Source organism: Pseudomonas sp. SK (assembly GCF_012975065.1).
GTDB lineage: Bacteria > Pseudomonadota > Gammaproteobacteria > Pseudomonadales > Pseudomonadaceae > Aquipseudomonas > Aquipseudomonas anuradhapurensis.
The window spans coordinates 5,380,990-5,404,676 of record NZ_CP051857.1; the positions used below are offsets into that span (position 1 = coordinate 5,380,990).

Genomic DNA, 23,687 nt, shown 5'->3' on the forward strand with positions numbered 1-23,687 from the left:
CTACAACCCCACGCCATCAATAAGAATAGTTGTATCTACGAACTCAGCGAGACGACGACCTTCGGCAAGCTCATCAGCAGTAAAATCAGATTTATCACCAAGGATACTTTCGAGCAGCGACAAATTCTCATGCACTACATGCCCATAAGGGGTATCCATCACTCGGCTGACCTCAGCAAGTTTTCGATAATCCCGCTCCATGGCAAATAGCTCAGGCAGGTTGGAAGCAGTGAGCAGGACATTCTCACAGCCCAAGCACATGTTGTACATGGAACATGGCCGTCCAGGTACATAAGTGCTCAACTTCTTGATGAAATCTGGGGGGTTGAAGATGTTCTTGCAGCTTGCCAATGGCGTCTTGAACACTACCACTGGAGCATCGAGCTGTACGACCTCGATAAGATTTGCGGACTGTGTCTCGTTCGGCTTGGGCGCAATAGCCAGGTCTGCTGCCCCAACCGCACGGTCGTGAAGCTGCCGTAGCGCCACATCTAGCTTGGCACGCGCAATGGTGTTGAAGTCCATCCGATCGAGGTATGCCTGGGTGGTCTTGATGTGTTTGTGGCCCAGAATCAACTGGATTTCACGAATCGGCACACCACGCTCAACCAGCTCGCTGATGAAGCTCGGACGTAGGCGTGCGGGAGTAAGGTTGAGCGGGGTGCCTTCATCGCTGAGGATGCCCTTTCGCTGCGCATAGCTGTTGAAAACGACCGTTACGAACCCGTTCTTACCCGTGGTAAACGACTTAACCTCAAGGAAAGCGCCGGGCGAACTCGATTGCCAGATGAATAGGCTGTTTCTCGCTTTCTCAGGCGCAGCGCCACGGAACCCCTCGGTGAGGGCCTCCACGTCCTTGAAGACTTTCGCTACCGCTTCAGCCTGAGAAGTGGTGAGCCAGGTGATATCCGCATCAAATAGATCAACGGGCATCACCTTTCCGCCCCCTGAGCGCTCCTTCCAATATTTCAAGCAGGCACGCCCGGTCAGCTCATGCTGCGGCTCGAAGTCGTCCAAATTCAGATATTTTAGCGAATCCGCATTAAGACCCGTTATTTGTCCCAATTTAATCGCATACGGTGCGATAACTTGGGAGTCGATAACATAATGCGTACCCCAGCTCTCTAGGAGCTCACGCAGGCCTACACCAGAACGACTAACGATGCCCCAGAAGGCATCAGTGTATGAATCACCCCTAGTTCTCGATCTCGTACCTACCACATTGCAGTTCAGTTTGTTTTCGAAAATCCACCGGGCATTGTCGAGCGTACCGAATCCCTTTTTCACTTGGCCATTGGAGCCGACAGGATCCTCACCAACACCGGATAACTGATATGGCTGCGCGAGCGCATTGTTGCGCAAGATGTCTTCATCTACGCATGCGGCGATCCGTCGACGCTCGGAACTTGTATACGGACGATACTGATCAGTGACTCGGTCAGCATCGAACCCCTGGCAGTTGACAAAGTCAGGCCCAGCGTAGCCCTTCAGGTTCTTGATAGTGGTGAGCGTTTTACGAAACGCACTGAGCAGAGTATTGGCAAAGCTTGGAGACGATTCACCACGGACAATCATCTGCTCCAGATGGCTATAGAAGCGAGGAAGGATAAACGCATCCAAGGTAGCAGCAATAGGCTCGCCTCCGGTGAGCCCACGCTCAAGGAAAAACCGCGACACAAGGTTGAACGCGTCGAGGTAGTTGCGCTCGCCCGAATCGCTCGCCGTTTTCAACGAAGCAATTGCAAATGCGTGCTTGAGATCATTGAATGGCTTAACCTCTGAGGCTGCCTCAAGGTCGGCTACGGTCACGAACTCTTTCATTCGCAGGCGCTTAAAATCAACGAGGATAGGTTCCTGAGGAACGTATTCTTCTTTGTTTTCGCGCCGCTCTTTGACAGTTTGGTAGTCGCTGGAGATTACTCCAAGGCGCTGAAGGTCTTGGTTGATTTCATTATAAGCGCTGGCAACGCTGGCGTAGCGACTCAGCTGGGACTCAATGCCCTCTAAGCCTGGCACCAATGTAAGACCGCGACGAATGCTCAGCTTGTTGCCGAAAATAGGAAGCTTGCGCTTATCCTCCTCTGGAAGGCTCTTGTACCAACCCAAGACCTTTAGGCGCCAATTGCACCCCGCAGCAGACTCACCAAGATGGATTGCTCCACTGATGCACATATCCAAGATGATTTTCTGTTCCGCCAACTCGAATACCTCAAGTGACGGGTTAAGATCTTTGCTTGCAATATAAGAAGCACTTAGCGTGAGCGGAGCATACATTCCGCTATCATTATCACTAAGTTCGATCTCGTAGTAACCGTGCGGATCCTCTTCCAGCTCCTTCAACCAGCTGTATACCCGCATGCCTCCGATGGCGCGCTCATGAGTAGTCATTTTTTATCTCCCAAACGGATTTTGAGCGCGGTCTCGGCAACGAGGGCCGCCATGCTACTTTCCTTAGTTGCTATCTTTCCATTAGAGGAATGGCAGATGCGGAAGACTTCTTGCGGAAGTTGAAGGTAATGCCTTTCGGTAGTGGCGCTGCTGCTATGCCCCAACGACAACTGAGCCGCGACCAGATTATCCAAATAGGTCTTACCCAAGTCAGGGCTGGTCATGATTTCGTACCCATGTCCATGGCGAAGCTTGTGCGGAGAGACACTGCGATCTAGCCGCTTACTTTTTATAGCTCGCTCCGATACCCGCTCAAGCAGTTTGCTGACAGAATCTGCGTTGAATGGAGAGCCCTCTGAGTTGAAAAAGCAGGGAGTGACATCGGCGGACTCATACTGTCTCGCGTATTTTCGGTACAAAGGAGTAGCATGATAGCGCTTGATACGTTCAAGCGTAGACTTACTCACAATTGCATATCGCTCTTTAAGCTCTTGCCCGCGCCCCTTGCTACCCTCGATGAAAAGTGGGCAATAATCGGGATGTATCCACTCAATATCGTTTTCACCGATGAAGTTAGCGCGGGAGAATTCCAGGGCTTTGTTGACCGCACCAAGAGTAATCCTGCCAACCTCGCTCCGACGAATACCCGCATCAAATATTGTCTGCAGGAGAACCCGTTCCCTTTCACTTTCAGTGCTCAAGATGAGTGCCTTCAGATCTTTGAGCGAACATGGCTCGATCAGTTTCTTCTTCGGCGGCGGGGAAATGAATCCAGCTGCATACGGATTATCTTCTCGCAGAGCGGGTTGATGATTGCGGCCAACACACAAGAAGTCGTTGAATAGGGCAGCGTAACAACCATCTCTGTTCCGGATAGTTACCGACGACAAACCTTCAACCTCGCGCAGATGAATGAAGTATCTGGCGATTCCCTGCTGGCTTACATTGAGGAGGATTTCATCCCAAGATGAATTGTGGAACGTGGTAGTTCCTTTAAGGTTTTCGAGCAAGTAGCCGATATTTCGCCCATATGTTTCAGCAGAAGCAAAGGAGAGATTCGCGGTTTTAATAGCTTGGGTGAGGTACTCACTTACAAGCGGAACGAGCCTCTCTTCTGAGTCAAAAAGCCCCACCGCCGTCACGGATGCCAGGCCAGCTGCGTGTGGCCCGTCTTCGTTGAGCATCGACCCGCCTAGGTCGATCATTTGATTTTGTGTGACTACAACCTTCACCGACTACCCCCTTTTGAAGGCCGCCCATCCTATGCAGAATGTGCAACTTGTCAAGGTCAAGATAAAGTCGGGAGAGAGGCAAATTTTTTTACGCTGCTAGCACGTACTGTGCGTTATTAGCTGCGTCATATAAAAGGCCCAGGTCGTTGGAGCGGATGTAGAGGGTCAGGGAAATTTCCCGGGTCTCCACGTTCGGGTGGAACTGATAAAGCAGGTGGCATGGCGGCAGCGCCATTTCGTCCAGCTGCGCGCAGTTCCAGCCGTGGAACAGGATGCGCCGGCTGCCCGGGTCGTTGGCGATGGTGTCCAGGCACTGACGCACCTGGTCGATGGCCTTGTACAGGATGACGAAGGCGACCCCGTCCTCCTCGTCCTGGGCAATGCGGCGGAAGCCTGCCTGCTCGGCCATCTCGATGGCCGCCGGGTTGCTCAGCGGGATGCGCTTGTAGCCCGGCCACTGGCGCCACTGCACGCCGTAGATCTCGCCCAGGTCGTCCTGGCCCTGGCGGAACGGGTTGGCCAGCCACTGGGCGTTTTCGTTGGCATTCTGGTCCCACACCTTGCAGCCCAGTTCGCGGAATTCACCGGCGTTTTTCACACCGCGCAGGAAACCGACCATTTCGCCGATCGCCGACTTGAACGCCAACTTGCGCGTGGTGATGGCCGGGAAGCCCTTTTGCAAGTCGAAACGCAGCATGGCGCCCGGCAGGCTGATGGTGCGGATGCCGGTGCGGTTGCCCTGCAGCGTGCCGTTTTCGATGACGTCGCGGACCAGGTCCAGATACTGTTTCATGGCTTACCTGTAGCAAGAACGGCAGGAGGATCGCCCCTGCCGTGGGATTAATCAGGCGGGTTTCGCCGTGGGCTTGCGATTATAAGCCCACCAGATCAGGCCGAGGCCAGCCAGGATCATCGGCACGCACAGAATCTGACCCATGGTCAGCCAGCCCCAGGCCAGGTAGCCGAGCTGGGCATCCGGTACGCGGACGAATTCGACAATGAAGCGGAAGATGCCGTAGAACAACGCGAACATGCCCGACACCGCCATGGTTGGCCGCGGCTTGCGCGAGAACAGCCAGAGGATGACGAACAGCGCCACGCCCTCGAGGGCGAACTGGTACAGCTGCGACGGGTGACGTGGCAGCTGCGCCGGGTCGCTGAACGGCGGGAAGATCATCGCCCACGGCACATCGGTCGGCTTGCCCCACAGCTCGGCGTTGATGAAGTTGCCGATGCGCCCGGCGCCCAGGCCGATCGGCACCAGCGGGGCGACGAAGTCCATCAGCTCGAAGAACGACTTGTTGTTGCGCTTGCCGAACCACAGGGCCGCCAGCATCACGCCGATGAAGCCGCCGTGGAACGACATGCCGCCTTTCCAGACCTCGAAGATCAGCGTCGGGTTGGCCAGGTAGGCGTGCAGATCGTAGAACAGCACGTAGCCCAGCCGGCCACCGACGATCACCCCCATCGACAGCCAGAACACCAGGTCGGAGAGCTTTTCGCGTGTCCAGGTGGGGTCGAAGCGGTTCAGCCGGCGCGAGGCGAGCAACCAGGCACCCCCTATGCCGACCAGGTACATCAGGCCGTACCAATGGATTTTCAGCGGCCCGATGGCTACGGCCACGGGATCTATCTGCGGGTAAGGCAGCATGGAACTTCCTCTCGGTTCAAATCAGAAAGCTGAGCCCGACGCAGAACAGCAAGGCTGCGAACAGGCGCTTCAACAAACGTGGCGACAACTTGTGCGCCAGGCGCGCGCCGAAGCGGGCGAAAAACATGCTGGTCACGGCAATGCCGACCAGCGCCGGCAAGTACACGTAACCCAGGCTATGAGCCGGCAGGTGCGCCTCATTCCAGCCCAGCAGCATGAAACTCAGGGCACTGGCCACGGCAATCGGCAGGCCGCAGGCCGAGGACGTGGCCACCGCCTGCTGCATGGGCAGGCTGCGCCAGGTCAGGAACGGCACGGTCAGCGAACCACCGCCAATGCCGAAAATGGCCGAGGCCCAGCCGATCACCCCACCGGCACCGACCAGCGCGGGTTTGCCGGGGATGCCACGGCTGGCCTTGGGCTTGAGGTCCAGGGCCATCTGGGCGGCGATGACCAGGGCGAACACGCCAATGATCTTCTGCAGCAGCGGCCCCTGGATCAGCGAGGCGGTCTTGGCGCCGATACCGGCGCCGATGAGAATGCCGAGGGTCATCCAGGCAAAGATCGGCCACTGCACCGCGCCTTTGCGATGGTGTTCGAGCACGGCGTTGATCGAGGTGAAGACGATGGTTGCCAGCGATGTACCGACCGCCAGATGAGTCAGCACCGAGGCATCGAACCCCTGCAAGGTGAAGCTGAATACCAGCACCGGCACGATGATGATGCCACCACCCACACCGAACAACCCGGCCAGCACACCGGCACAGGCGCCCAACACCAGATAGAGCACGAATTCCATTCGTCTTCCCCCTAAAAACAATCCGGCATGGTAACGGAAGCCGGGCTCGGCGCTCTAGTGAAGTCTGTGTCAGGATGGATCAGCCCCACCGCTGTGGGTACAGTGGCAAAAACACTCAGAGGCTCGAACGATGTGCCTGATCGTATTCGCCTGGCGACCAGGGCATGCCCTGCCATTGGTGGTGGCGGCCAACCGCGACGAGTTCTATGCGCGCCCTACCCAGGCCCTGGCAGCCTGGGAAGACGCACCAGGGGTGTATGCCGGGCGCGACCTGGAGGCCGGCGGAACCTGGTTGGGGGTGGGTCCGCAAGGGCGTTTCGCGGCGCTGACCAATATCCGCGACCCACGGCAACCGTTGGGTCCACGTTCACGCGGCGAGCTGGTAGCCGCCTACCTGCAGGCTGAGCTGGGGGTCGAGGCCTATCTGGATCAGGTGGCCAGCCGTAGTGATCAGTATTCGGGGTTCAACCTGTTGGTGGGCGATGGCCGACAGCTTGGCTACCTGCATGCGCGGGAGGCCGCACCGCGCTTGCTCGAGGCCGGGGTGTACGGGTTATCCAACGCCGGGCTGGATACGCCATGGCCGAAGCTGGTGAAGGCGCGCAGCGGGCTGCAGGGTTTGCTGGAGACGGCAGACCCGCAGCGGTTGCTGGCCTTGCTGGCCGATGCCGAACCTGCGCCGGAAGGCGAGTTGCCGGAGACCGGGGTGGGATTGGCGACCGAGAAACTGCTGTCGAGTGTGTTCATTGCCAGCCAGAACTATGGCACGCGGGCGAGTACCGTGCTGTTGGTCGATGATCAGGGCAGAAGGCGACTGGTTGAGCGCAGTTTCGGGCCGTTTGGTGGCCACCTGGGGGAAGTAGATCTTATGGTTTGAGGGCCAAGGGGGCTGCTTTGCAGCCCTTTCGCGACACGAGGCCGCTCCTACAGGGGATCGCGTATCCCTGGGCAATTGCATTCTCTGTAGGAGCGGACTCGTGTCGCGAAAGGACCGCAAAGCGACCCCGGCACTTCACAGGGTTTTATTGGCCTCTGGCCCGATCATCCGTGCCAGCCCCAGGTTCTTCAGGGCCAGCTGCAGCGAGCTGTGGATAACCTGCGGGTTGTCATGGCTCAGGGCTTCCACCAACAGCTCCTTGGCCTTGCTCAGGTTCACCTGGCGCAACATCCATTTCACCTTCGGCAGGTTGGTGGCGTTCATCGACAGGCTGTCGAAGCCCATTGCCATCAACAGGATCGCCGCCGCCGGGTCACCGGCCATCTCGCCACAGATGCTCACCGGCTTGCCTTCGCCGTGGGCGTCGCGCACCACCGTGTTGAGCGCCTGCAACACCGCTGGGTGCAGGTAGTCATACAGATCGGCCACACGCGGGTTGTTGCGGTCTACGGCCAGCAGGTACTGGGTCAGGTCGTTGGAACCGACCGAGAGGAAGTCCACCTGCCGCGCCAGCTCCTTGGTCTGGTACACCGCCGCAGGAATTTCGACCATCACGCCCACCGGCGGCATTGGCACATCGGTCCCTTCGTCGCGCACTTCGCCCCAGGCGCGGTGGATCAGGTGCAGGGCCTCTTCCAGCTCATGGATGCCGGAAATCATCGGCAGCAGGATGCGCAGGTTGTTCAGGCCCTCGCTGGCCTTGAGCATGGCGCGGGTCTGCACCAGGAAGATTTCCGGGTGGTCGAGGGTGACGCGGATACCGCGCCAGCCAAGGAACGGGTTTTCTTCCTTGATCGGGAAGTACGACAGCGATTTGTCGCCGCCGATGTCGAGGGTGCGCATGGTCACCGGCAGCGGGTGGAATGCCGCCAGCTGCTCGCGGTAGATGGCCAGCTGCTCCTTCTCGCTGGGGAAGCGCTGGTTGATCATGAACGGCACTTCGGTGCGGTACAGGCCCACCCCTTCGGCACCGCGCTGCTGGGCACGGGCCACGTCGGCGAGCAGGCCGGTGTTGACCCACAGCGGCATGCGATGGCCATCCGGGGTAACGCACGGCAGTTCGCGCAGGGCATCCAGGCCGCGGGCCAGCTGGCGTTCCTCCTCGACCACATCGCTGTACTGCTTGCGCAGCACTTCGCTGGGGTTGGTGAACACCTCGCCCTTGTAGCCGTCGACGATCATCTCGATGCCGTCGACCTTGGAATAGGGCAGGTCGACCAGGCCCATCACCGTGGGGATGCCCATGGCACGGGCCAGGATGGCGACGTGGGAGTTGCCCGAGCCCAGCACCGAGACCAGGCCGACCAGCTTGCCTTCCGGCACTTCGCCGAGCATCGCCGGGGTCAGCTCTTCACTGACCAGGATGGTGTTGTCGGCATACACCAGCGACTGCGAGCGGGCCTCCTGCAGGTAGGCCAGCAGGCGCCGGCCGAGGTCCTTGACGTCGGAGGCGCGCTCACGCAGGTAATCATCGTCCATCAGCTCGAAGCGGTTGACGTGCTCGCCCACCACCTGGCGCAAGGCGCCCTGGGCCCACTGGCCGGTCTTGATGACTTCGGTCACCTCACCGCCCAGGGCCGCGTCCTCGAGCATCATCAGGTACACATCGAACAACGCGCGTTCTTCCGGGCGCAGCTGGGTAGCCAGCTTGGCGGACAGCTTGCGCATGTCGTCGCGCACGCCTTCGAGGGCGTTCTGGAACAGGCTCAGTTCGGCGTCGATGTCATCGACGGTCTTGTCCGGTACCACTTCCAGGTCGGCCGGCGGCAGCATCACCACCGCGCGCCCCACGGCGGCCCCAGGCGAGCCCGGCACACCGACGAAGCGCGCTTCCTGGATGCCCTTGCCCTGACGGCCGAGGCCGCGGATCGAGCCGGTCGCCTCGGCATGGGCGATAACCCCGGCCAGCTGCGCGCTCATGGTGACCAGGAAGGCTTCCTCGCCCTCGTCGAACTGGCGCCGCTCCTTTTGCTGGATGACCAATACCCCGACCACCCGGCGGTGGTGGATGATCGGTGCACCAAGGAAGGAGGCGAATTTCTCTTCGCCGGTTTCGGCAAAGTAGCGGTAACGCGGGTGATCGGCGGCGTTTTCCAGGTTCAGCGGCTCTTCCCGGGTACCGACCAGGCCAACCAGGCCTTCGTTGGGGGCCATGCTGACCTTGCCGATGGAGCGCTTGTTCAGGCCTTCGGTGGCCATCAGCACGAAGCGGTTGGTTTCCGGGTCGAGCAGGTAGACCGAGCAGACCTGGCTGCCCATGGCCTCCTTGACACGCAAGACAATGATCCCCAACGCCGACTTGAGATCTTTGGCGGAGTTTACTTCCTGGACGATCTTGCGCAGCGTATTGAGCATGGCTCGGGGTCGAACTCCGTCGTCAGTCGCGCGTCAGCAGACGCGGTGCTAGCTCTTTCAGGGCGCGTCGGTAGACCTCGCGCTTGAATGTCACAACCTGGCCCAGCGGGTACCAATAGCTGACCCAGCGCCAGCCGTCGAATTCCGGCTTGCCGGTCAGGTCCATCCGCACCCGTTGTTCGTTGCTGACCAGGCGCAGCAGGAACCACTTCTGCTTCTGGCCGATGCACAGCGGCTGGCTATGCGTGCGTACCAGTCGCTGGGGTAAACGATAACGCAACCAGCCACGGGTGCAGGCAAGAATTTCCACATCATCGCGTTCCAGGCCAACTTCTTCGTTCAGCTCGCGGTACAGGGCGTCTTCCGGCGTCTCGTCAGGGTTGATGCCACCCTGGGGAAATTGCCAGGCATCCTGGTTGATCCGTCGAGCCCATAGCACCTGCCCGGCATCATTCGTGAGAATGATTCCGACATTGGGGCGAAAACCATCCGGGTCGATCACGGCAGCAACCTCGCAAACGCATGTCACCGCATTGTTCCACAAAGCTTGCGAGCGCAGCAACGCGCCCGCCAAGCTTATGTGCAGCCGTGTGAAAACTCCGTATTCTGCGGGCCTACCCTGTGGCTGATGCGAGTGACCGCGATGCGCCTGGCTTTATTCGACCTGGACAATACCCTCCTCGGTGGCGACAGCGACCATGCCTGGGGTGATTACTTGTGCGAGCGCGGCATCGTCGACCCGCTTGCCTACAAGCAACGCAACGATGCCTTCTACCAGAACTACCTGAACGGCACGCTGGACCTGCAGGCCTACCTGGCCTTTTCCATGGAAATCCTTGCGGCAACGTCCGTGGCCCAGCTCGACGAATGGCATCGCGACTTCATGCGCGACTGCATCGAGCCGATCATCCTGCCCAAGGCGCTGGCCCTGCTGGAGCAACACCGCAAAGCGGGCGACCAGCTGGTGATCATCACCGCCACCAACCGCTTCGTCACCGCGCCGATTGCCCGGCGCCTGGGGGTTCGCGTGTTGCTGGCGACCGAATGCGAGATGCGTGATGGCCGTTATACCGGGCGTAGTACCGATATACCCTGTTTCCGTGAAGGCAAGGTGACGCGGCTGGAACGCTGGATGCTGGAGAACGGCTTCGACCTGGAGAACAGCTGCTTTTACAGCGACTCGATGAATGACCTGCCGTTGCTGCAGCGGGCAACGCAGGCGGTGGCGGTCGACCCGGACCCGAACCTGCGGGCCGAGGCCGAGAAGCGCGGCTGGCCGGTGCTCTCGTTGCGCGATTGAGGCACCCTGTGCGGGCCCGGGTTTACCCGTGAACGGACCGGCACAACGAGCACAAGGCCTTCAGACGGGCTTGGCGCCCATCAGCCCGGCGATGGACAGCAAGCAGACCCCACTGAACACCGCCAGCGCCAAGGTAAAACGCAACCCCACTACCTCGGCCTTGCGCAGCCGGTTCAGCCGCACCAGCAGCCACCACACGGCAAACGCGCCGAATATATAGATGACGCTGGACGCCAGCACCCAGGCCTGCCCCAGCGGCCACCCCACCAGGTGTACCAGCCACCAGCCGCTGAACGGCATGCTCACCAGGCACAGGCCCATCACCAGCCAGACGAACACCAGCGGCCGACGCAGCAGCTTGGCGTAGGCCTCGGCATCGCCCTGGCGACGGGCGCGTACGGTCCAGATTGCCAGGCCCAGGGCGCCCAGCAGCAGGATTACGGTGGCGAGGATGTGCAGGGTCTTGAAGGTGGTCAGGTGTTCCATGTGCGAATTGTCCTTTACCAGGCCATGTTGGCAGCAGCCTTTCTCTGTGCAGGAGCGGCCTTGTGTCGCGATGGGCCGCAAAGCGGCCCCGGGGTCTCGGCCATGCTCACACATTGCCGGGGCCGCCTTGCGGCCCATCGCGACACCAGGCCGCTCCTACAAAAGACGAGATATCTGGCTCAGCTTAGCTGCTCAGCCCAGAAACAGCTTGTAAGCCGGGTTATCAGTCTCGTCCCAGTACGGGTAGCCGATCTTGGCCAACGCCGCCGGCACCAGGTGCCGCTCGTCCTCCGGCACCTGCAGCCCTGCCACCACGCGCCCGTCAGCCGCGCCGTGGTTGCGGTAGTGGAACATCGAGATATTCCAGCGCCCGCCCAGCTTGTTGAGGAAATTGAACAGCGCCCCCGGCCGTTCGGGGAACTCGAAGCGCAGGACCATTTCGTCGCTGGCACCCGCCGAATGCCCGCCGACCATGTGGCGAATATGCAGCTTGGCCAGCTCGTTGTCGGTCAGGTCGGTTACCGGGAAGCCCTGCTCGGTCAGTTGCTGTACCAATGCCGCGCGCGGGTCGTTTTCCGGGTGGGTCTGCACGCCAACGAAGATGTGCGCTTCGTCGGAGGTATGCTTGCGGTAGTTGAATTCAGTGATCTGGCGCTTGCCGATGGCCTCGCAGAAGGCCTTGAAGCTACCGGGGCGCTCCGGGATGGTCACGGCAATGATCGCTTCGCGCTTTTCACCCAGCTCGGCACGTTCGGCCACATGGCGCAGGCGGTCGAAGTTGACGTTGGCACCCGAATCGATGGCCACCAGGGTCTGGCCAGTCACGCCGTACAGCTCGACGTACTTCTTGATGCCAGCCACACCCAACGCGCCGGCAGGTTCGGTGATCGAGCGGGTATCGTCATAGATATCCTTGATTGCGGCACAGATCTCGTCGGTGCTGACAGTCACCACCTCATCCACATGGTGACGGCAGATATCGAAGGTGTGCTGGCCGATCTGCGCCACCGCCACGCCGTCGGCAAACAGCCCGACCTGTGGCAGCACCACGCGCTCGCCGGCTGCCATGGCCGCCTGCAGGCAATTGGAATCGTCCGGCTCGACACCGATCACCTTGATTTCCGGGCGCAGGTACTTGACGTACGCGGCAATGCCGGCGATCAGGCCGCCACCACCCACGGGCACGAAGATCGCGTCCAGCTGGCCAGGGTGCTGGCGCAGGATCTCCATGGCCACGGTGCCCTGCCCGGCAATGGTGTGCGGGTCGTCGTAGGGGTGGATGTAGACGAAGCCCTTTTCATCCACCAGCTTCAGCGAATAGGCCAGTGCCTCGGGGAACGTGTCGCCATGCAGCACCACCTTGCCACCGCGTGAACGCACGCCTTCGATCTTGATCTCCGGGGTGGTCTTGGGCATCACGATGGTAGCCTTGATGCCCATTTCCCGCGCAGCCAGGGCCAGGCCCTGGGCGTGGTTGCCGGCCGAGGCGGTGACCACGCCACGGGCCAGTTCTTCCGCGCTCAGCTGGGCGAGCTTGTTGTAGGCGCCGCGGATCTTGAACGAGAACACCGGTTGCAGGTCTTCGCGCTTGAGCAGGATCTGGTTGCCCAGGCGCTTGCTCAGCTGCCCGGCGCTCTGCAGCGGGGTTTCGACCGCAACGTCGTAGACGCGCGAGGTGAGGATCTTCTTGACGTACTGTTCGAGCATCGGGAATGCATCACTGGGCCGCGGGACAAGGGCTTGGAGTCTACCCCAGCGCTACGTCGGGCGACCACAGCAAAGCCGTGCGAGCCGTTATACTAGGCTCCTTTTCAAAACCGCCCTGCCCCTCTCGGAGCCCGCATGACCCAGGACCAACTCAAACAGGCCGTCGCCCAGGCCGCTGTCGACTTCATTCTGCCCAAGCTGGATGAAAAGAGCGTTGTCGGCGTCGGTACCGGTTCGACCGCCAACTTCTTCATCGACGCCCTGGCTCAGCACAAGACCGCCTTTGACGGCGCGGTCGCCAGCTCCGAGGCCACCGCCCAGCGTCTGAAGGGCCATGGCATCCCGGTCTACGAGCTCAACAGCGTCAGCGAACTGGAGTTCTACGTGGACGGTGCCGACGAGAGCGATGCGCACCTGAACCTGATCAAGGGCGGTGGCGCAGCCCTGACCCGCGAGAAGATCGTTGCCGCCGTGGCCAAGACCTTCATCTGCATCGCCGATGCCAGCAAGCTGGTGCCGGTACTGGGTGCGTTCCCGCTGCCGGTCGAAGTGATACCCATGGCCCGCAGCCACGTGGCACGCCAACTGGTCAAACTGGGCGGCGACCCGGTGTACCGCGAGGGCGTGATCACCGACAACGGCAACGTGATCCTCGATGTACACAACCTGCAGATCACCAACCCGGTAGAACTGGAAGCGCAGATCAACGCCATCGTTGGCGTGGTGACCAACGGCCTGTTCGCGGCACGGCCGGCGGACCTGCTGCTGCTGGGCACCTCTGAAGGCGTGAAAAGCCTCAAGGCCGAGTAACCTGCGGCGAGGGCTTCGCCCTCGTTTCGCGACACAAGGCCGCTCCTACAGAGGTACGCGATTTCCTGCAGAAGCGGCCTTGTGCCTCGATGGGCTCATGAAAATCCCCAGATGGTGGACAGGTGTCCAACATCTGGGGCGCAGCTCAATTTCCTGTAGGAGCGGCCTTGTGTCGCGATGGGCTGCAAAGCAGCCCCACCAACCCTCACTGCGCTGGCTGTTTGAACACATAGAACAGGTTCGGCTCACTGACCAGGTAGATGGTCCCCGCCTCATCCATCGCAATCCCCTCCGCTTGCGGCACCGTCGCCTGCAACCCCTGGAAGCCCTTGCGCAACGACAGGGTGCTCAGCGGCCGCCCTTCCACATCCAGTTCCAGCACCAGCCGCGACTCGTCAGACAGCGCCAGCAAATGCCCACTGCGCTCGTCGAACTGCAAGCTCGACAGGTCGCGCACGAACAGCCGTGCATCGCGCTTGCTGTCCTGCACCACGTGTACCGCGTAAGGCTGTTCGGGGTTGTCATGCGGAAAACCACGCACTTCGTAGATCAGCATCGGATCGCGCTCCTTGGCCACGAACAAGCGCTTGCCGGCCGAATCGTAGGCCAGCCCCTCGAAGCCCTTGTTGCCGTTCCGGCCTATGCCCAAGGTCAGCTGCTCGGCATCGCCGGCGTCGAGGAACATGGTGTCGTCGTCAAGGCGTACGCGAATCAGCCGCTGCTGACGCTCATCGGTGATGACATAGCTGTTCGGCCCTACATACTCGACGGCTTCCGGGTCGCCGAAGCCGGTCAGCGGCACCCGGCGCAGGATGCGACCGTCCAGCGACAGCTCGATCAGCTCGGAACGGGCATTGGTAACCGTGAACAGGGTCTTGCGGTCGGGGTCGTAGGTCAGCGCCGAGAGGTCATCATCCAACCCCTCGACCGGCTGCGCCTCGACCACTACCCGGTAGCGGTCCAGGCCGATGCTCTGCTGCGCAGGCTGCCACCAGGCCTTGAGGTTGAACCAGCCACGCTCGAACAAGCGGAACTCCTGCCCGGCCCAACCGAGCAGGAACAGGCCGGCAACGGCCAGGACAAGAGCGGGGCGAACAAAACGGCGCATGTGTACAGACTCGACATAGGGGTGACGAATCTAACCATGAACAACTGAAATAAAGCTTAATGCCAGCATCAGAAAATTCTGATATTCGGCTCAGTTCTTTCTGAAGCGATAGAACAACGCCGGTTCGCTGACCATGTACAGGTTGCCCTGGTCGTCCATGGCTACCCCTTCGGCGCGCGGGATGGTGTCCTGCAGGCCGTTGAAGCCGCCCAGCAAGGTCATGAAGCTGACTTGCTGGCCCTGCTCGTCCAGCTCCAGCAGCATGTTCGAATCGGCCGACAGCACCAGCAGGTGGCCGGTACGCGGGTCGACGCTCAGCGCCGAGAGGTTGCGCAGGTCCAGCTCATCGCTGGGCAACGCTTGCTTGTCACCCTTGAGCGGACTACGGCCATCGCTGTTCCAGGTATACAGCTTGGGTGGGCGCTCCTCGCCGATGACCAGGCGCTGGCGTAGCGGGTCCCAGGCAACCGCTTCGAAGCCCTTGTTGCTTTTCACCGACTGGCCCAGGTCGTGGCTCTGGAAGTCATCGTGGTTCAGCGCGGTGGTCTGGGCATCCACCTTGACCACGGTCAGGTCGTGCAAGCGCTCATCGGTAATCGCCAGGTGGCCGTCTTCGAGCACCGCGATGCCTTCCGGATTGTTCCAGCCGTTGAGCGGGATCTTGCGCAGTACATCGCCATCCAGGTTCAGCTCGACCAGGAACGGGTTCTTGCCCATCACTGCGAACAGGGTGCGGGTGCGCGGGTTGAATGCCACGTCGGAGGCTTCGTCATCCGCCATGCCCGGCAGCGGCTTGGCATCGATGTCGACCCGGTAATTCGGCAGCCACACGCTTTCGCTGCGTTCGGCGGTGCTTTCGAAGCTTTCCTTGACCCACAGCGCGCCACGGTCATCCCAATGCATGGCCACGGCCACGCCATAGCCGATCAGTGCCGCCACGGCCAGGCCGAAGGGCCAGCGCAGGTAGAAACGGCGCTTGGCGGTTGCCGGGGCGCTGGAGGTAGATGGCATGCGAGGTTCCTGGTGAAATGGGCGTAGATCCGCGCATTATCCGGATTGGGTGTGAAAAATCGGTAAACAGGTCTGGCCTCTTCGCGGGTGAACACGCTCCCACAGGCATAGCGCCGCCCTTGAGGGTTGCGCAGTACCTGTGGGAGCGGGTTTACCCGCGAAGAAGGCGATACGGTTCAGGCTCAAAGCAACCGGCTCTCGAAGCGGCTCACACCTGGCAGCTCCAGTACCACTTCGTCACCGACACTGAACGGCCCCACGCCCGCCGGGGTGCCGGTGAGGATCACATCCCCCGCCTGCAGCGAGAAGTGTGCCGATATGTGCTGAATCATCGGCACGATCGGGTTGAGCATCATCTTGCTGTTGCCGTCCTGGCGCACTTCGCCGTTGACGGTCAAGCGCACCGCAATGTCGCTCACGTCGTCAAAGCTGGCAGCCGACACGAACGGCGGCAGTACACAGGCGCCGTCGAAGCTTTTGGCCAGTTCCCACGGCAGGCCCTTCTCTTTCAGCTTGGCTTGCACGTCGCGCAAGGTCAGGTCCAGCGCCGGGGCATAACCGGAAATCGCGTCCAGCACCTCTTCCTCGGTCGGGTGTGCCGACAGCGGCTTGCCCAGCAGCACCGCGATTTCCACCTCATAGTGCACCGACCCACGCTCGGTCGGGATCTTGAAGCCACCTTCGGCCGGTACCACGCAGCTACCCGGCTTGATGAACAGCAGCGGCTCGGTGGGGATGGGGTTGTCCAGTTCCTTGGCATGCTCGGCATAGTTACGGCCGATGCACACGACCTTGCCCAGCGGGAAGTGAATGCGCGTGCCGTCTACGTACTGGTGCTGGTAACTCATGGCCGACTCCTCTGGATACTGCTTTTTATTCAGGTGCGAAGATCTTACCCGGATTCATGATGCCGTTAGGGTCGAACACGGCCTTTATTGCCTTCATGCACGCGATTTCCTCGGCTGAGCGGCTGTAGCCCAGGTAGTCGCGCTTGGTCATGCCCACACCATGCTCGGCGGAGATCGAGCCGTTGTAGCGTTCGACGATTTCGAACACCCACTTGTTGACCTTGGTACACGAGGCAAAGAACTCGTCCTTGCTCATGTGCTCGGGCTTGAGAATGTTCAGGTGCAAGTTGCCGTCGCCGATGTGGCCGTACCACACCACTTCGTAATCTGGGTAATGCTCGGCGACGATCGCGTCGATATCACGCAGGAACGCCGGAACCTTCGCCACGGTTACCGAAATGTCGTTCTTGTATGGCGTCCAGTGCGAGATGGTTTCCGACAGGTATTCGCGCAGCTTCCACAGGTTTTTCAGCTGGGTCTCGCTCTGGCTCATCACCCCGTCCAGCACCCAGCCTTGCTCGACGCAATGTTCGAAGGTAGCCAAGGCTTCGTTGGCCACCTCTTCGGTACTGGCCTCGAATTCCAGCAGGGCATAGAACGGGCAAGCAGTCTCGAACGGTGCCGGCACGTCGCCGCGCGCCAGGATCTTGGCCAGGCCCTTGTCGGAGAAGAACTCGAACGCGGTCAGGTCCAGCCTGCCCTGGAAGGCATGCAGCACCGGCATGATCGAATCGAAGTCCGGGGTACCCAGCACCATGGCAGTGAGGTTGCGCGGTGCACGGTCCAGGCGCATGGTGGCCTCGACCACGAAGCCCAAAGTGCCTTCGGCACCGATGAACAACTGGCGCAGATCGTAGCCGGTGGCGTTCTTGACCAGGCCCTTGTTCAGCTCAAGCAACTCGCCCTTGCCGGTGACAACCTTCAGCCCGGCCACCCAATTGCGGGTCATGCCGTAGCGAATCACCTTGATCCCGCCGGCATTGGTGCCGATGTTGCCGCCAATCTGGCTGGAGCCGCTCGAGGCAAAATCCACCGGGTAATACAAGCCTTGCTCTTCGGCGAAGTCTTGTAGCTGCCGGGTGATCACCCCCGGCTGGCAAACCACAGTGCGGTCGAAGGCATTGAAGCCGAGAATCTGGTTCATGTAGTCGAAGGCGACCACCACTTCGCCATTGGCCGCCACGGCTCCCGCGGAAAGCCCGGTGCGCCCGCCAGAGGGTACCAACGCTACCTTGTGGCTATTGGCCCAGCGGACGATCGCCTGCACCTGCTCCACCGTCTTGGGGAACACGATGGCGCTGGGTGCCGGTGGGTAATGCTTGGTCCAGTCCTTGCCATAGGCGTCCAGGGAAGCCGCGTCGGTCAGGACCTTGCCAGGGTCGACCAAGGTCATCAGTTCATCAATTACAGCGGGATGGGTCATCGCTGGAACTCTCGACTTATTCATAGTCACCCTGAGCACTCTTCACCTGTCGGGATAAGCTCAGATTGTGTCGCGTATGCTAGCATAGCCCTCCCGCTGTTCATGCTAAGGCAGCCCTGGCGCCTGGCATCACCCCTCGCCATTTTTTCTCCGGGATACAGGTTTACGCAGATGAGCAAGACTTCTCTCGACAAGAGCAAGATCCGGTTCCTTCTTCTTGAAGGTGTGCACCAGAACGCGGTCGATACCCTCAAGGCCGCCGGCTACACCAACATCGAATACCTCACTGGTTCGCTGCCGGAAGCCGAGCTGAAGGAAAAGATCGCCGATGCCCACTTCATCGGCATCCGTTCGCGCACCCAGCTGACCGAAGAGATCTTCGACTGCGCCAAGAAACTGGTCGCGGTTGGCTGCTTCTGCATCGGCACCAACCAGGTCGACCTGGAAGCTGCCCGCGAGCGCGGTATCGCCGTGTTCAACGCGCCATACTCCAACACCCGTTCGGTGGCCGAACTGGTACTGGCCGAAGCCATCCTGCTGCTGCGCGGCATCCCTGAGAAAAACGCCTCCTGCCACCGTGGCGGCTGGATCAAGAGCGCGGCCAACTCGTTCGAGATCCGCGGCAAGAAGCTGGGCATCGTCGGCTACGGCTCGATCGGTACCCAACTGTCGGTCCTGGCCGAAAGCCTGGGCATGCAGGTGTACTTCTTCGACCCGCTGACCAAGCTGCCACTGGGCAACGCGGTGCAGGTCACCAGCCTGCACGAACTGCTGGGCCTGGCCGACATCGTCTCGCTGCACGTGCCTGAACTGCCGTCCACCCAGTGGATGATCGGCGAGAAGGAAATCCGTGCCATGAAGAAGGGCTCGATCCTGATCAACGCCGCCCGTGGCACCGTGGTCGAGCTGGACCACCTGGCTGCCGCGATCAAGGACAAGCACCTGATCGGCGCCGCCATCGACGTATTCCCGGTCGAGCCGCGTTCCAACGACGAAGAGTTCGAAAGCCCGTTGCGTGGCCTGGACAACGTGATCCTGACCCCGCACATCGGTGGTTCCACCGCCGAAGCACAGGCCAACATCGGCCTGGAAGTGGCCGAGAAGCTGGTCAAGTACAGCGACAACGGTACCTCGGTGTCCTCGGTCAACTTCCCGGAAGTGGCCCTGCCGGCGCACCCAGGCAAGCACCGCCTGCTGCACATCCACCAGAACATCCCGGGCGTGCTCAGCGAGATCAACAAGGTCTTCGCCGAGAACGGCATCAACATCTCGGGCCAGTTCCTGCAAACCAACGAGAAGGTCGGTTACGTGGTAATCGACGTCGACGCCGAGTACTCGGACCTGGCGCAAGAGAAGCTGCAACAGGTCAAGGGCACCATCCGCTCGCGCGTCCTGTTCTGATTTGCGGGTGACATGAAAAAGGGAGGCCTCGATGGCCTCCCTTTTTTTATTTCACTTCAACCGTGATTTTCTGCGACTCGACACTTGGCTTGAACGGCACGTGATACTGATCACCCAGAATCAGCTGCAGGGTGTGCTTGCCCGGGGTCAGGGTAATGGTGGTTTCGGTCTGCGCCTTGCCGAAGTGCAGCACCTGCGGCCCATCCGGCAGCGCCACGCCTTTTTCCGGCATCAGGCTGGTTGGCAGTGGCATGTCGGCCACCGGCTCCTTGTCCACATCCACCAGCAGGTGGTGATGGCCGGTATGCGGGGTGTGGTCACCGGCAGGCTTGAGTGCCATGCCCTCGATGCCGAACTTGACGGTGAAGGTCTTGTCGACCGTGGCGCCATCGGCGGGGGAAACGATGAAGACCTTGGCCTCCTTGGGCGGCTCCTGGCTTTTCAATGCATCTGCGGCACTGGCCAGCACCGATGCTCCCATCAGCAGACCCGCAACGGCAGCACGCGAAAATAGGCTGTTCATTCACTTCTCCTGTGATTCACTTGTTGGCCCCCGCCTGCGATCCAACGGCGGCGGTAATTCACCTTAGTTGATATGGACGCCCATATGTTCACATCGACAGGTAGAAATATTTCCGTCACGGTCAAACATCGCCGAAGCTTCAAGGTCATAGGCTGCGCTCGACCCCGGCGAGGAAAAAAGCCGTAGCGGGCGTTATTCACCTGCCAAGAAGAAAGGGGCTTTCATGCGTTCGACCATTGGACTACTGCTGGCACTGCTGATTACGCCATTGGCACAGGCCGAGCTGATAGACGAAGTTGCCGACCGGGGCGAACTGCGTATTGCCGTGCCGGTCGGCAACTCGCCATACGCCTTCAAGGAAAACGACCAGCTGACTGGCTTCGACGTGGAGTTTGGCCAGGACCTGGCCAAGCAGCTGGACCTGCGCGCCGAATTCATCGAAGCCCCCGCAGCCGAGGTCCTGCCGGGCGTCGAGAGTGGCAAGTACGACATTGCCCTGACCCCGCCGAGTGAAACGCCCAAGGCTGATGGTGCGCTCGACGTAAGCCAGCCGTTTGGCGAGAAACAGCTGGTGATCCCGTTCCAGAGGGACAACCCGGCTTTCCAAAGTGCGCTGAACAACGCATTGCAGCGGCTCAAGGACAGCGGGCGGACTGCCGAACTCGAGCAGAAGTGGTTCAAGGGTGTACCGAATACGGTGGCCGGGCAGTAAGCGCCTTGCCCGCCAGCGCCTGTTCCGCCAGTTCCAGCTCCAGCTCGCTGAACACCTGCACCCCAGCCCGCCGCAGCAGCGCCGTGGTCACCCCTTCCCCGGCCACCTTCACGCCACTGAACGTGCCGTCGTAGGTCAAGCGGTTACCACACGAAGGGCTGCCGGCCTTCAGCACCGCCACGCGGATGCCATGCCGGCGCACCAGTTCCAGCGCCTGCTGCGCCCCGGCAATGAACTGCGCACTGACATCTTCACCGCTCACCGTCAGCACCTGCCTGTCACCGTCGAGCACCGCTGCGCCCTGCCCACCCGGTATCTCTGCAGGTGCCCGAGGGGTCGGCAAGCCGCCTGCGACTTCAGGGCACAACGGCACCACACGCCCTTCGGCCTGCCACCGCTGCAACAGCTCGGGGTAGCCGCTGGTACGGCCGTCATAACGCACCGGCTGCCCCAGCAGGCAGGCGCTGACCAGCACCTTGGGCAACTCAGAACGGGTCATTGCCACGGCGCCGGAACCAGCCGGTCAACGACAGCCGCTCGCGCCCGGCCGGCAGCACTTCGTGCGGCACCTCACCGGACAGGAACACCACCAGGCAACCCGCCACCGGTTGCACATCGTGTTCGACACCGTCCGCCAGGAACATGCGCAACTGGCCACCGTCCTGCGGCTGCCAGCCTTCATTCAGGTACAGCACCGCCGACACCATGCGCCGGTCATCGTCGCGGAAACGGTCCAGGTGCCGGCGATAGAATGCCCCTGGCGGATACAGGGCAAAATGGCACTCGAAATCTTCCAGGCCCAGGAACAGGCCCCGGTTGATGGCCTGACGCAGTTGGTCCATGGCGGCCAGATACTGGTCGCAGGCCTCGCCCTGGCCGGGGTCGACCCACTGGATGTGGTCGCCGCGAATGGCTTCGCGCACCTCCTGGGCAACACCGCGCCCAACCCCGGCAGGGTTGAGTTCGCCTTCGGCATCACGGCGCCGGCATTCGGCTGCCAGCCCGCGCACCAGGTCGGCAGGCAGAAAGAGTGCCTGCTGCGACCAGCCATGGGTGGCCAGATCGTCGACGACGGCCGCGAGCATCGGGTGTTCAGGGGTAATATGCATGGCGCGCATCATATCCATTAGCCATGCCGCCGCACAGCGCCACTTGGCTGACAAGTACGCGGATATCTCGACAAACCGGCGCCGGGCCAAGGACAATAGCCGCCTGCCGACAGGAGTCCTGAATGCGCCGTCTGTTTTCCCTGATTCTGCTGATGATCTGCACCGTGCCTGTCTGGGCAGACAACCTGGATCGGCTGTACAAGGCCGCCGGCTGGCCTGACCAGCGCGCCCATTTCAACGATGCCCTGACCGCTGCCCAGGAACGCTACCGCAACAGTCTGCCGCCTGCCGTGTACCAGGCGCTGGTCAACAACAGCAACCAGCGTTTCCAGGCCCAGGCCGTGGACCGTCGCGCCCAGGCAAAACTGCGTGCGACCCTGGCCAATCCGGCGCCGGCGCTGGCGTTCTTCCAGTCGCCGCTGGGGCGCAAGGTGGTGGCAGCCGAACTCAAGGCCACGCGCAAGGATGAACTGGCCAGAAACGCCAAAGGCCTGCCGAAGATCCAGGCCAGCGATGACCGCCTGCTGATCATCGGCCACCTGGCCCAGGCCCTGCCGGCGCGCGAGGCCGGCGCCGAAGTCAGCCTGGCCATTGCGGGCGTTGCCGCCGACAGCCTCAGTTCGATGATCCCCGGCCTGTTCGGTAACGGCCAGGCCCAAGGCCTGCTCGACGGCCAGCGCCAGCGCCTGATGAGCCAGATCGGCGAAGACCTCAACAACACCCTGTTGTATGTCTACCGCGACCTCTCCGACGCCGAGCTGGAAGAGTTTGCCACCTTTGCCGAATCGCCTGACGGCAAGGCCTACTACCAGGCCGCCCTGGCCGCCGTTCGCGCAGGCCTGGCGGTGGGCCAGAGCAGCAGCGACCTGAAGTGATCAGCCCAGGCGCTGGTCGATGAAGTCGAAGTAGCGCTGGCGAATGCCCGGCAGCTCGTTGGCCAGGTGGTGGCGAGCTTCGGGCAACAGCAGGATCTGCGGTTCGGCGAACTTGGCCTTGAGCACTTCAAGGTTGTAGGGCCAGTCCACCGTGCCATCCGCCTGCCCTTGCACGATCAATGGCCGCCGCGTGCTGCACGGGGCGGCCTCGATGCGTTTGACCCAGGCGATCAGGGCTCCCACCCAGGCCGTTGGCAAGCGGCGTGGTTGTAGCGGGTCAGCTTCGAGGAACGGCAGGAAGGCCGGGTCGTTGGTGTTCTCGCTGAAGCGCCGTTCGATACCATTGACGAAGTGGCGCAGCACACGGTAGCTCAACTTCGACCAGCGCCAGGAACAGGGCCGAACCAGCGGTGCCAAGAGGATGACCTGGCCATCGATGGGGCTCTGCGCGCCCTGGTACAACAGGTGGTCCACGGCAATCGCACCACCGGTGCTCTGCCCGCACAAATGCCACGGGCGTGGCAGTCGCAGCATGCGCGCCTGTTCGAACAACGCCTCCAGCACCTGCTGGTACAGCGCAAAATCACTGATACTGGCCCGCTCGCCACTGGACAGGCCATGGCCGGGCAGGTCGCAGCTGATAACGGCGAATCCTTGCTTCAGCGCCCACTCGATCACATGCCGATAGAGCCCCATATGGTCGTAGTAACCGTGCAGCAGGAACAGCGTCGCGTTGGCCTGCTCGGGTAACCAGACCTGCCCGACCAGATCGAAGCCTGCGGCCTGAAAGCCGCCCAGCCAGCTTTGCGCCGGCAGGTTCAGGCCATAGAAGCGCTGGTATTCCAGGCCTTGGGCCGACAACGGCTGGCGAGCGGTCAACGGCCCCAGGCTCGTGCGCAGGAGGTCGGGATGAAAGGCGGCGGGCATCGGTACATCCACAACGAAGCGAGTATTGATCTGCGATATTCAGCTCTGGCCGGCGTCGTGGCAAGCTTGCTCAGCTTCGAACGAC

General features: G+C 61.3%; 22 protein-coding genes and 1 pseudogene. 6 read left to right on the forward strand and 17 right to left on the reverse strand.

Going from position 1 to position 23,687, the window contains the following annotated elements; genetic code table 11:
* From HG549_RS24495 to HG549_RS24515, 5 genes and pseudogenes are all read right to left on the reverse strand, one after another.
* Entirely contained in the window at positions 1 to 2,388 is a 2,388-nt protein-coding gene (locus tag HG549_RS24495) for a site-specific integrase (RefSeq protein WP_170033503.1), read from the reverse strand.
* Positions 2,385 to 3,572 carry a site-specific integrase gene (locus tag HG549_RS24500; protein WP_230684661.1) on the reverse strand — a complete coding sequence of 396 codons (1,188 nt, stop codon included), beginning with the start codon at positions 3,570 to 3,572 and terminating at the stop codon, positions 2,385 to 2,387. Before HG549_RS24500 ends, HG549_RS24495 begins: the two co-directional genes overlap by 4 nt.
* A 181-nt stretch (positions 3,573 to 3,753) precedes the next feature.
* A pseudogene (locus HG549_RS24505) lies at positions 3,754 to 4,413 on the reverse strand (thymidylate synthase); the annotation flags it as partial.
* Positions 4,414 to 4,464: 51 nt separating this feature from the next.
* Positions 4,465 to 5,271: a prolipoprotein diacylglyceryl transferase gene (gene lgt, locus HG549_RS24510; protein WP_170033507.1), complete on the reverse strand. Its 807-nt coding sequence runs from the start codon at positions 5,269 to 5,271 to the stop codon at positions 4,465 to 4,467.
* Positions 5,272 to 5,287: 16 nt separating this feature from the next.
* Positions 5,288 to 6,070, reverse strand: coding sequence for a sulfite exporter TauE/SafE family protein (locus HG549_RS24515; RefSeq protein ID WP_170033509.1), 783 nt, complete (start codon positions 6,068 to 6,070; stop codon positions 5,288 to 5,290).
* 130 nt (positions 6,071 to 6,200) lie between these two features.
* Here HG549_RS24515 and HG549_RS24520 point away from each other — a divergent pair, with 130 nt between their 5' ends.
* On the forward strand, positions 6,201 to 6,947 hold the full coding sequence (locus HG549_RS24520; protein ID WP_170033511.1) for an NRDE family protein: 747 nt from the start codon (positions 6,201 to 6,203) through the stop codon (positions 6,945 to 6,947).
* A gap of 135 nt (positions 6,948 to 7,082) precedes the next feature.
* Here the strand turns inward: HG549_RS24520 and ptsP are convergent, their stop codons facing one another.
* Together ptsP and HG549_RS24530 are read right to left on the reverse strand one after the other, a co-directional pair.
* Positions 7,083 to 9,362 (reverse strand): phosphoenolpyruvate--protein phosphotransferase, encoded by a 2,280-nt coding sequence (ptsP, locus tag HG549_RS24525; RefSeq protein WP_170033513.1) that lies wholly within the window; start codon positions 9,360 to 9,362, stop codon positions 7,083 to 7,085.
* Positions 9,363 to 9,384: 22 nt separating this feature from the next.
* Positions 9,385 to 9,864 carry an RNA pyrophosphohydrolase gene (locus tag HG549_RS24530; RefSeq protein WP_003249017.1) on the reverse strand — a complete coding sequence of 160 codons (480 nt, stop codon included), beginning with the start codon at positions 9,862 to 9,864 and terminating at the stop codon, positions 9,385 to 9,387.
* Between the two features lie 141 nt (positions 9,865 to 10,005).
* Here HG549_RS24530 and HG549_RS24535 point away from each other — a divergent pair, with 141 nt between their 5' ends.
* The gene (locus HG549_RS24535; RefSeq protein WP_170033515.1) at positions 10,006 to 10,662 is read left to right on the forward strand and encodes an HAD family phosphatase; all 657 of its coding nucleotides are present in this window, start codon (positions 10,006 to 10,008) and stop codon (positions 10,660 to 10,662) included.
* Positions 10,663 to 10,722: 60 nt separating this feature from the next.
* Here the strand turns inward: HG549_RS24535 and HG549_RS24540 are convergent, their stop codons facing one another.
* Together HG549_RS24540 and ilvA are read right to left on the reverse strand one after the other, a co-directional pair.
* Positions 10,723 to 11,148: a DUF2269 domain-containing protein gene (locus tag HG549_RS24540; protein ID WP_170033517.1), complete on the reverse strand. Its 426-nt coding sequence runs from the start codon at positions 11,146 to 11,148 to the stop codon at positions 10,723 to 10,725.
* Positions 11,149 to 11,340: 192 nt separating this feature from the next.
* Positions 11,341 to 12,855: a threonine ammonia-lyase, biosynthetic gene (gene ilvA, locus HG549_RS24545; protein WP_170033519.1), complete on the reverse strand. Its 1,515-nt coding sequence runs from the start codon at positions 12,853 to 12,855 to the stop codon at positions 11,341 to 11,343.
* Between the two features lie 135 nt (positions 12,856 to 12,990).
* Here ilvA and rpiA point away from each other — a divergent pair, with 135 nt between their 5' ends.
* Entirely contained in the window at positions 12,991 to 13,665 is a 675-nt protein-coding gene (gene rpiA / locus HG549_RS24550) for a ribose-5-phosphate isomerase RpiA (RefSeq protein ID WP_170033521.1), read from the forward strand.
* A gap of 205 nt (positions 13,666 to 13,870) precedes the next feature.
* Here the strand turns inward: rpiA and HG549_RS24555 are convergent, their stop codons facing one another.
* From HG549_RS24555 to HG549_RS24570, 4 genes are all read right to left on the reverse strand, one after another.
* The gene (locus tag HG549_RS24555; protein ID WP_170033523.1) at positions 13,871 to 14,773 is read right to left on the reverse strand and encodes an SdiA-regulated domain-containing protein; all 903 of its coding nucleotides are present in this window, start codon (positions 14,771 to 14,773) and stop codon (positions 13,871 to 13,873) included.
* A 90-nt stretch (positions 14,774 to 14,863) separates the two neighbouring features.
* The gene (locus tag HG549_RS24560; protein ID WP_170033525.1) at positions 14,864 to 15,784 is read right to left on the reverse strand and encodes an SdiA-regulated domain-containing protein; all 921 of its coding nucleotides are present in this window, start codon (positions 15,782 to 15,784) and stop codon (positions 14,864 to 14,866) included.
* 182 nt (positions 15,785 to 15,966) lie between these two features.
* The gene (locus HG549_RS24565; RefSeq protein ID WP_170033527.1) at positions 15,967 to 16,632 is read right to left on the reverse strand and encodes a fumarylacetoacetate hydrolase family protein; all 666 of its coding nucleotides are present in this window, start codon (positions 16,630 to 16,632) and stop codon (positions 15,967 to 15,969) included.
* Positions 16,633 to 16,657: 25 nt separating this feature from the next.
* Positions 16,658 to 18,055 carry an FAD-binding oxidoreductase gene (locus HG549_RS24570; protein ID WP_170033529.1) on the reverse strand — a complete coding sequence of 466 codons (1,398 nt, stop codon included), beginning with the start codon at positions 18,053 to 18,055 and terminating at the stop codon, positions 16,658 to 16,660.
* A gap of 171 nt (positions 18,056 to 18,226) precedes the next feature.
* Between HG549_RS24570 and serA the strand changes: the two genes are divergently transcribed.
* Positions 18,227 to 19,456 carry a phosphoglycerate dehydrogenase gene (serA, locus tag HG549_RS24575; protein ID WP_170033531.1) on the forward strand — a complete coding sequence of 410 codons (1,230 nt, stop codon included), beginning with the start codon at positions 18,227 to 18,229 and terminating at the stop codon, positions 19,454 to 19,456.
* 46 nt (positions 19,457 to 19,502) lie between these two features.
* Here serA and HG549_RS24580 read toward each other — a convergent pair whose 3' ends face one another.
* Positions 19,503 to 19,979 carry a DUF4399 domain-containing protein gene (locus tag HG549_RS24580; protein WP_170033533.1) on the reverse strand — a complete coding sequence of 159 codons (477 nt, stop codon included), beginning with the start codon at positions 19,977 to 19,979 and terminating at the stop codon, positions 19,503 to 19,505.
* 223 nt (positions 19,980 to 20,202) lie between these two features.
* Between HG549_RS24580 and HG549_RS24585 the strand changes: the two genes are divergently transcribed.
* Positions 20,203 to 20,691 (forward strand): ABC transporter substrate-binding protein, encoded by a 489-nt coding sequence (locus tag HG549_RS24585; RefSeq protein ID WP_170033535.1) that lies wholly within the window; start codon positions 20,203 to 20,205, stop codon positions 20,689 to 20,691.
* On the opposite strand, the gene HG549_RS24590 is transcribed toward HG549_RS24585, so the two are convergent.
* Both HG549_RS24590 and HG549_RS24595 read right to left on the reverse strand, forming a co-directional pair.
* Complete coding sequence (locus tag HG549_RS24590) at positions 20,657 to 21,190, reverse strand: DUF523 domain-containing protein (protein ID WP_170033537.1); 534 nt, start codon at positions 21,188 to 21,190, stop codon at positions 20,657 to 20,659. The two genes, HG549_RS24585 and HG549_RS24590, sit on opposite strands and share 35 nt — an antisense overlap.
* The gene (locus HG549_RS24595; RefSeq protein WP_170034336.1) at positions 21,177 to 21,809 is read right to left on the reverse strand and encodes a 2OG-Fe(II) oxygenase; all 633 of its coding nucleotides are present in this window, start codon (positions 21,807 to 21,809) and stop codon (positions 21,177 to 21,179) included. Before HG549_RS24595 ends, HG549_RS24590 begins: the two co-directional genes overlap by 14 nt.
* A gap of 113 nt (positions 21,810 to 21,922) precedes the next feature.
* On the opposite strand from HG549_RS24595, the gene HG549_RS24600 reads away from it, so the two are divergent.
* A complete protein-coding gene (locus HG549_RS24600) occupies positions 21,923 to 22,675 on the forward strand; it encodes a DUF2059 domain-containing protein (RefSeq protein WP_170033539.1) in 753 nt (250 codons plus the stop codon).
* Here the strand turns inward: HG549_RS24600 and HG549_RS24605 are convergent, their stop codons facing one another.
* Positions 22,676 to 23,602: an alpha/beta hydrolase gene (locus tag HG549_RS24605; RefSeq protein ID WP_170033541.1), complete on the reverse strand. Its 927-nt coding sequence runs from the start codon at positions 23,600 to 23,602 to the stop codon at positions 22,676 to 22,678.
* Positions 23,603 to 23,687 lie beyond the last annotated feature (85 nt).

What these genes read in the sequence shown, in the direction of transcription:
- HG549_RS24495 (WP_170033503.1), bottom strand. Translation starts at nt 2,388, where the DNA reads ATGACTACTCATGAGCGCGCCATCGGAGGCATGCGGGTATACAGCTGG.
- HG549_RS24500 (WP_230684661.1), bottom strand. Translation starts at nt 3,572, where the DNA reads ATGCTCAACGAAGACGGGCCACACGCAGCTGGCCTGGCATCCGTGACG.
- lgt (WP_170033507.1), bottom strand. Translation starts at nt 5,271, where the DNA reads ATGCTGCCTTACCCGCAGATAGATCCCGTGGCCGTAGCCATCGGGCCG.
- HG549_RS24515 (WP_170033509.1), bottom strand. Translation starts at nt 6,070, where the DNA reads ATGGAATTCGTGCTCTATCTGGTGTTGGGCGCCTGTGCCGGTGTGCTG.
- HG549_RS24520 (WP_170033511.1), top strand. Translation starts at nt 6,201, where the DNA reads ATGTGCCTGATCGTATTCGCCTGGCGACCAGGGCATGCCCTGCCATTG.
- ptsP (WP_170033513.1), bottom strand. Translation starts at nt 9,362, where the DNA reads ATGCTCAATACGCTGCGCAAGATCGTCCAGGAAGTAAACTCCGCCAAA.
- HG549_RS24535 (WP_170033515.1), top strand. Translation starts at nt 10,006, where the DNA reads ATGCGCCTGGCTTTATTCGACCTGGACAATACCCTCCTCGGTGGCGAC.
- HG549_RS24540 (WP_170033517.1), bottom strand. Translation starts at nt 11,148, where the DNA reads ATGGAACACCTGACCACCTTCAAGACCCTGCACATCCTCGCCACCGTA.
- ilvA (WP_170033519.1), bottom strand. Translation starts at nt 12,855, where the DNA reads ATGCTCGAACAGTACGTCAAGAAGATCCTCACCTCGCGCGTCTACGAC.
- rpiA (WP_170033521.1), top strand. Translation starts at nt 12,991, where the DNA reads ATGACCCAGGACCAACTCAAACAGGCCGTCGCCCAGGCCGCTGTCGAC.
- HG549_RS24555 (WP_170033523.1), bottom strand. Translation starts at nt 14,773, where the DNA reads ATGCGCCGTTTTGTTCGCCCCGCTCTTGTCCTGGCCGTTGCCGGCCTG.
- HG549_RS24560 (WP_170033525.1), bottom strand. Translation starts at nt 15,784, where the DNA reads ATGCCATCTACCTCCAGCGCCCCGGCAACCGCCAAGCGCCGTTTCTAC.
- HG549_RS24565 (WP_170033527.1), bottom strand. Translation starts at nt 16,632, where the DNA reads ATGAGTTACCAGCACCAGTACGTAGACGGCACGCGCATTCACTTCCCG.
- HG549_RS24570 (WP_170033529.1), bottom strand. Translation starts at nt 18,055, where the DNA reads ATGACCCATCCCGCTGTAATTGATGAACTGATGACCTTGGTCGACCCT.
- serA (WP_170033531.1), top strand. Translation starts at nt 18,227, where the DNA reads ATGAGCAAGACTTCTCTCGACAAGAGCAAGATCCGGTTCCTTCTTCTT.
- HG549_RS24580 (WP_170033533.1), bottom strand. Translation starts at nt 19,979, where the DNA reads ATGAACAGCCTATTTTCGCGTGCTGCCGTTGCGGGTCTGCTGATGGGA.
- HG549_RS24585 (WP_170033535.1), top strand. Translation starts at nt 20,203, where the DNA reads ATGCGTTCGACCATTGGACTACTGCTGGCACTGCTGATTACGCCATTG.
- HG549_RS24590 (WP_170033537.1), bottom strand. Translation starts at nt 21,190, where the DNA reads ATGACCCGTTCTGAGTTGCCCAAGGTGCTGGTCAGCGCCTGCCTGCTG.
- HG549_RS24595 (WP_170034336.1), bottom strand. Translation starts at nt 21,809, where the DNA reads ATGCGCGCCATGCATATTACCCCTGAACACCCGATGCTCGCGGCCGTC.
- HG549_RS24600 (WP_170033539.1), top strand. Translation starts at nt 21,923, where the DNA reads ATGCGCCGTCTGTTTTCCCTGATTCTGCTGATGATCTGCACCGTGCCT.
- HG549_RS24605 (WP_170033541.1), bottom strand. Translation starts at nt 23,602, where the DNA reads ATGCCCGCCGCCTTTCATCCCGACCTCCTGCGCACGAGCCTGGGGCCG.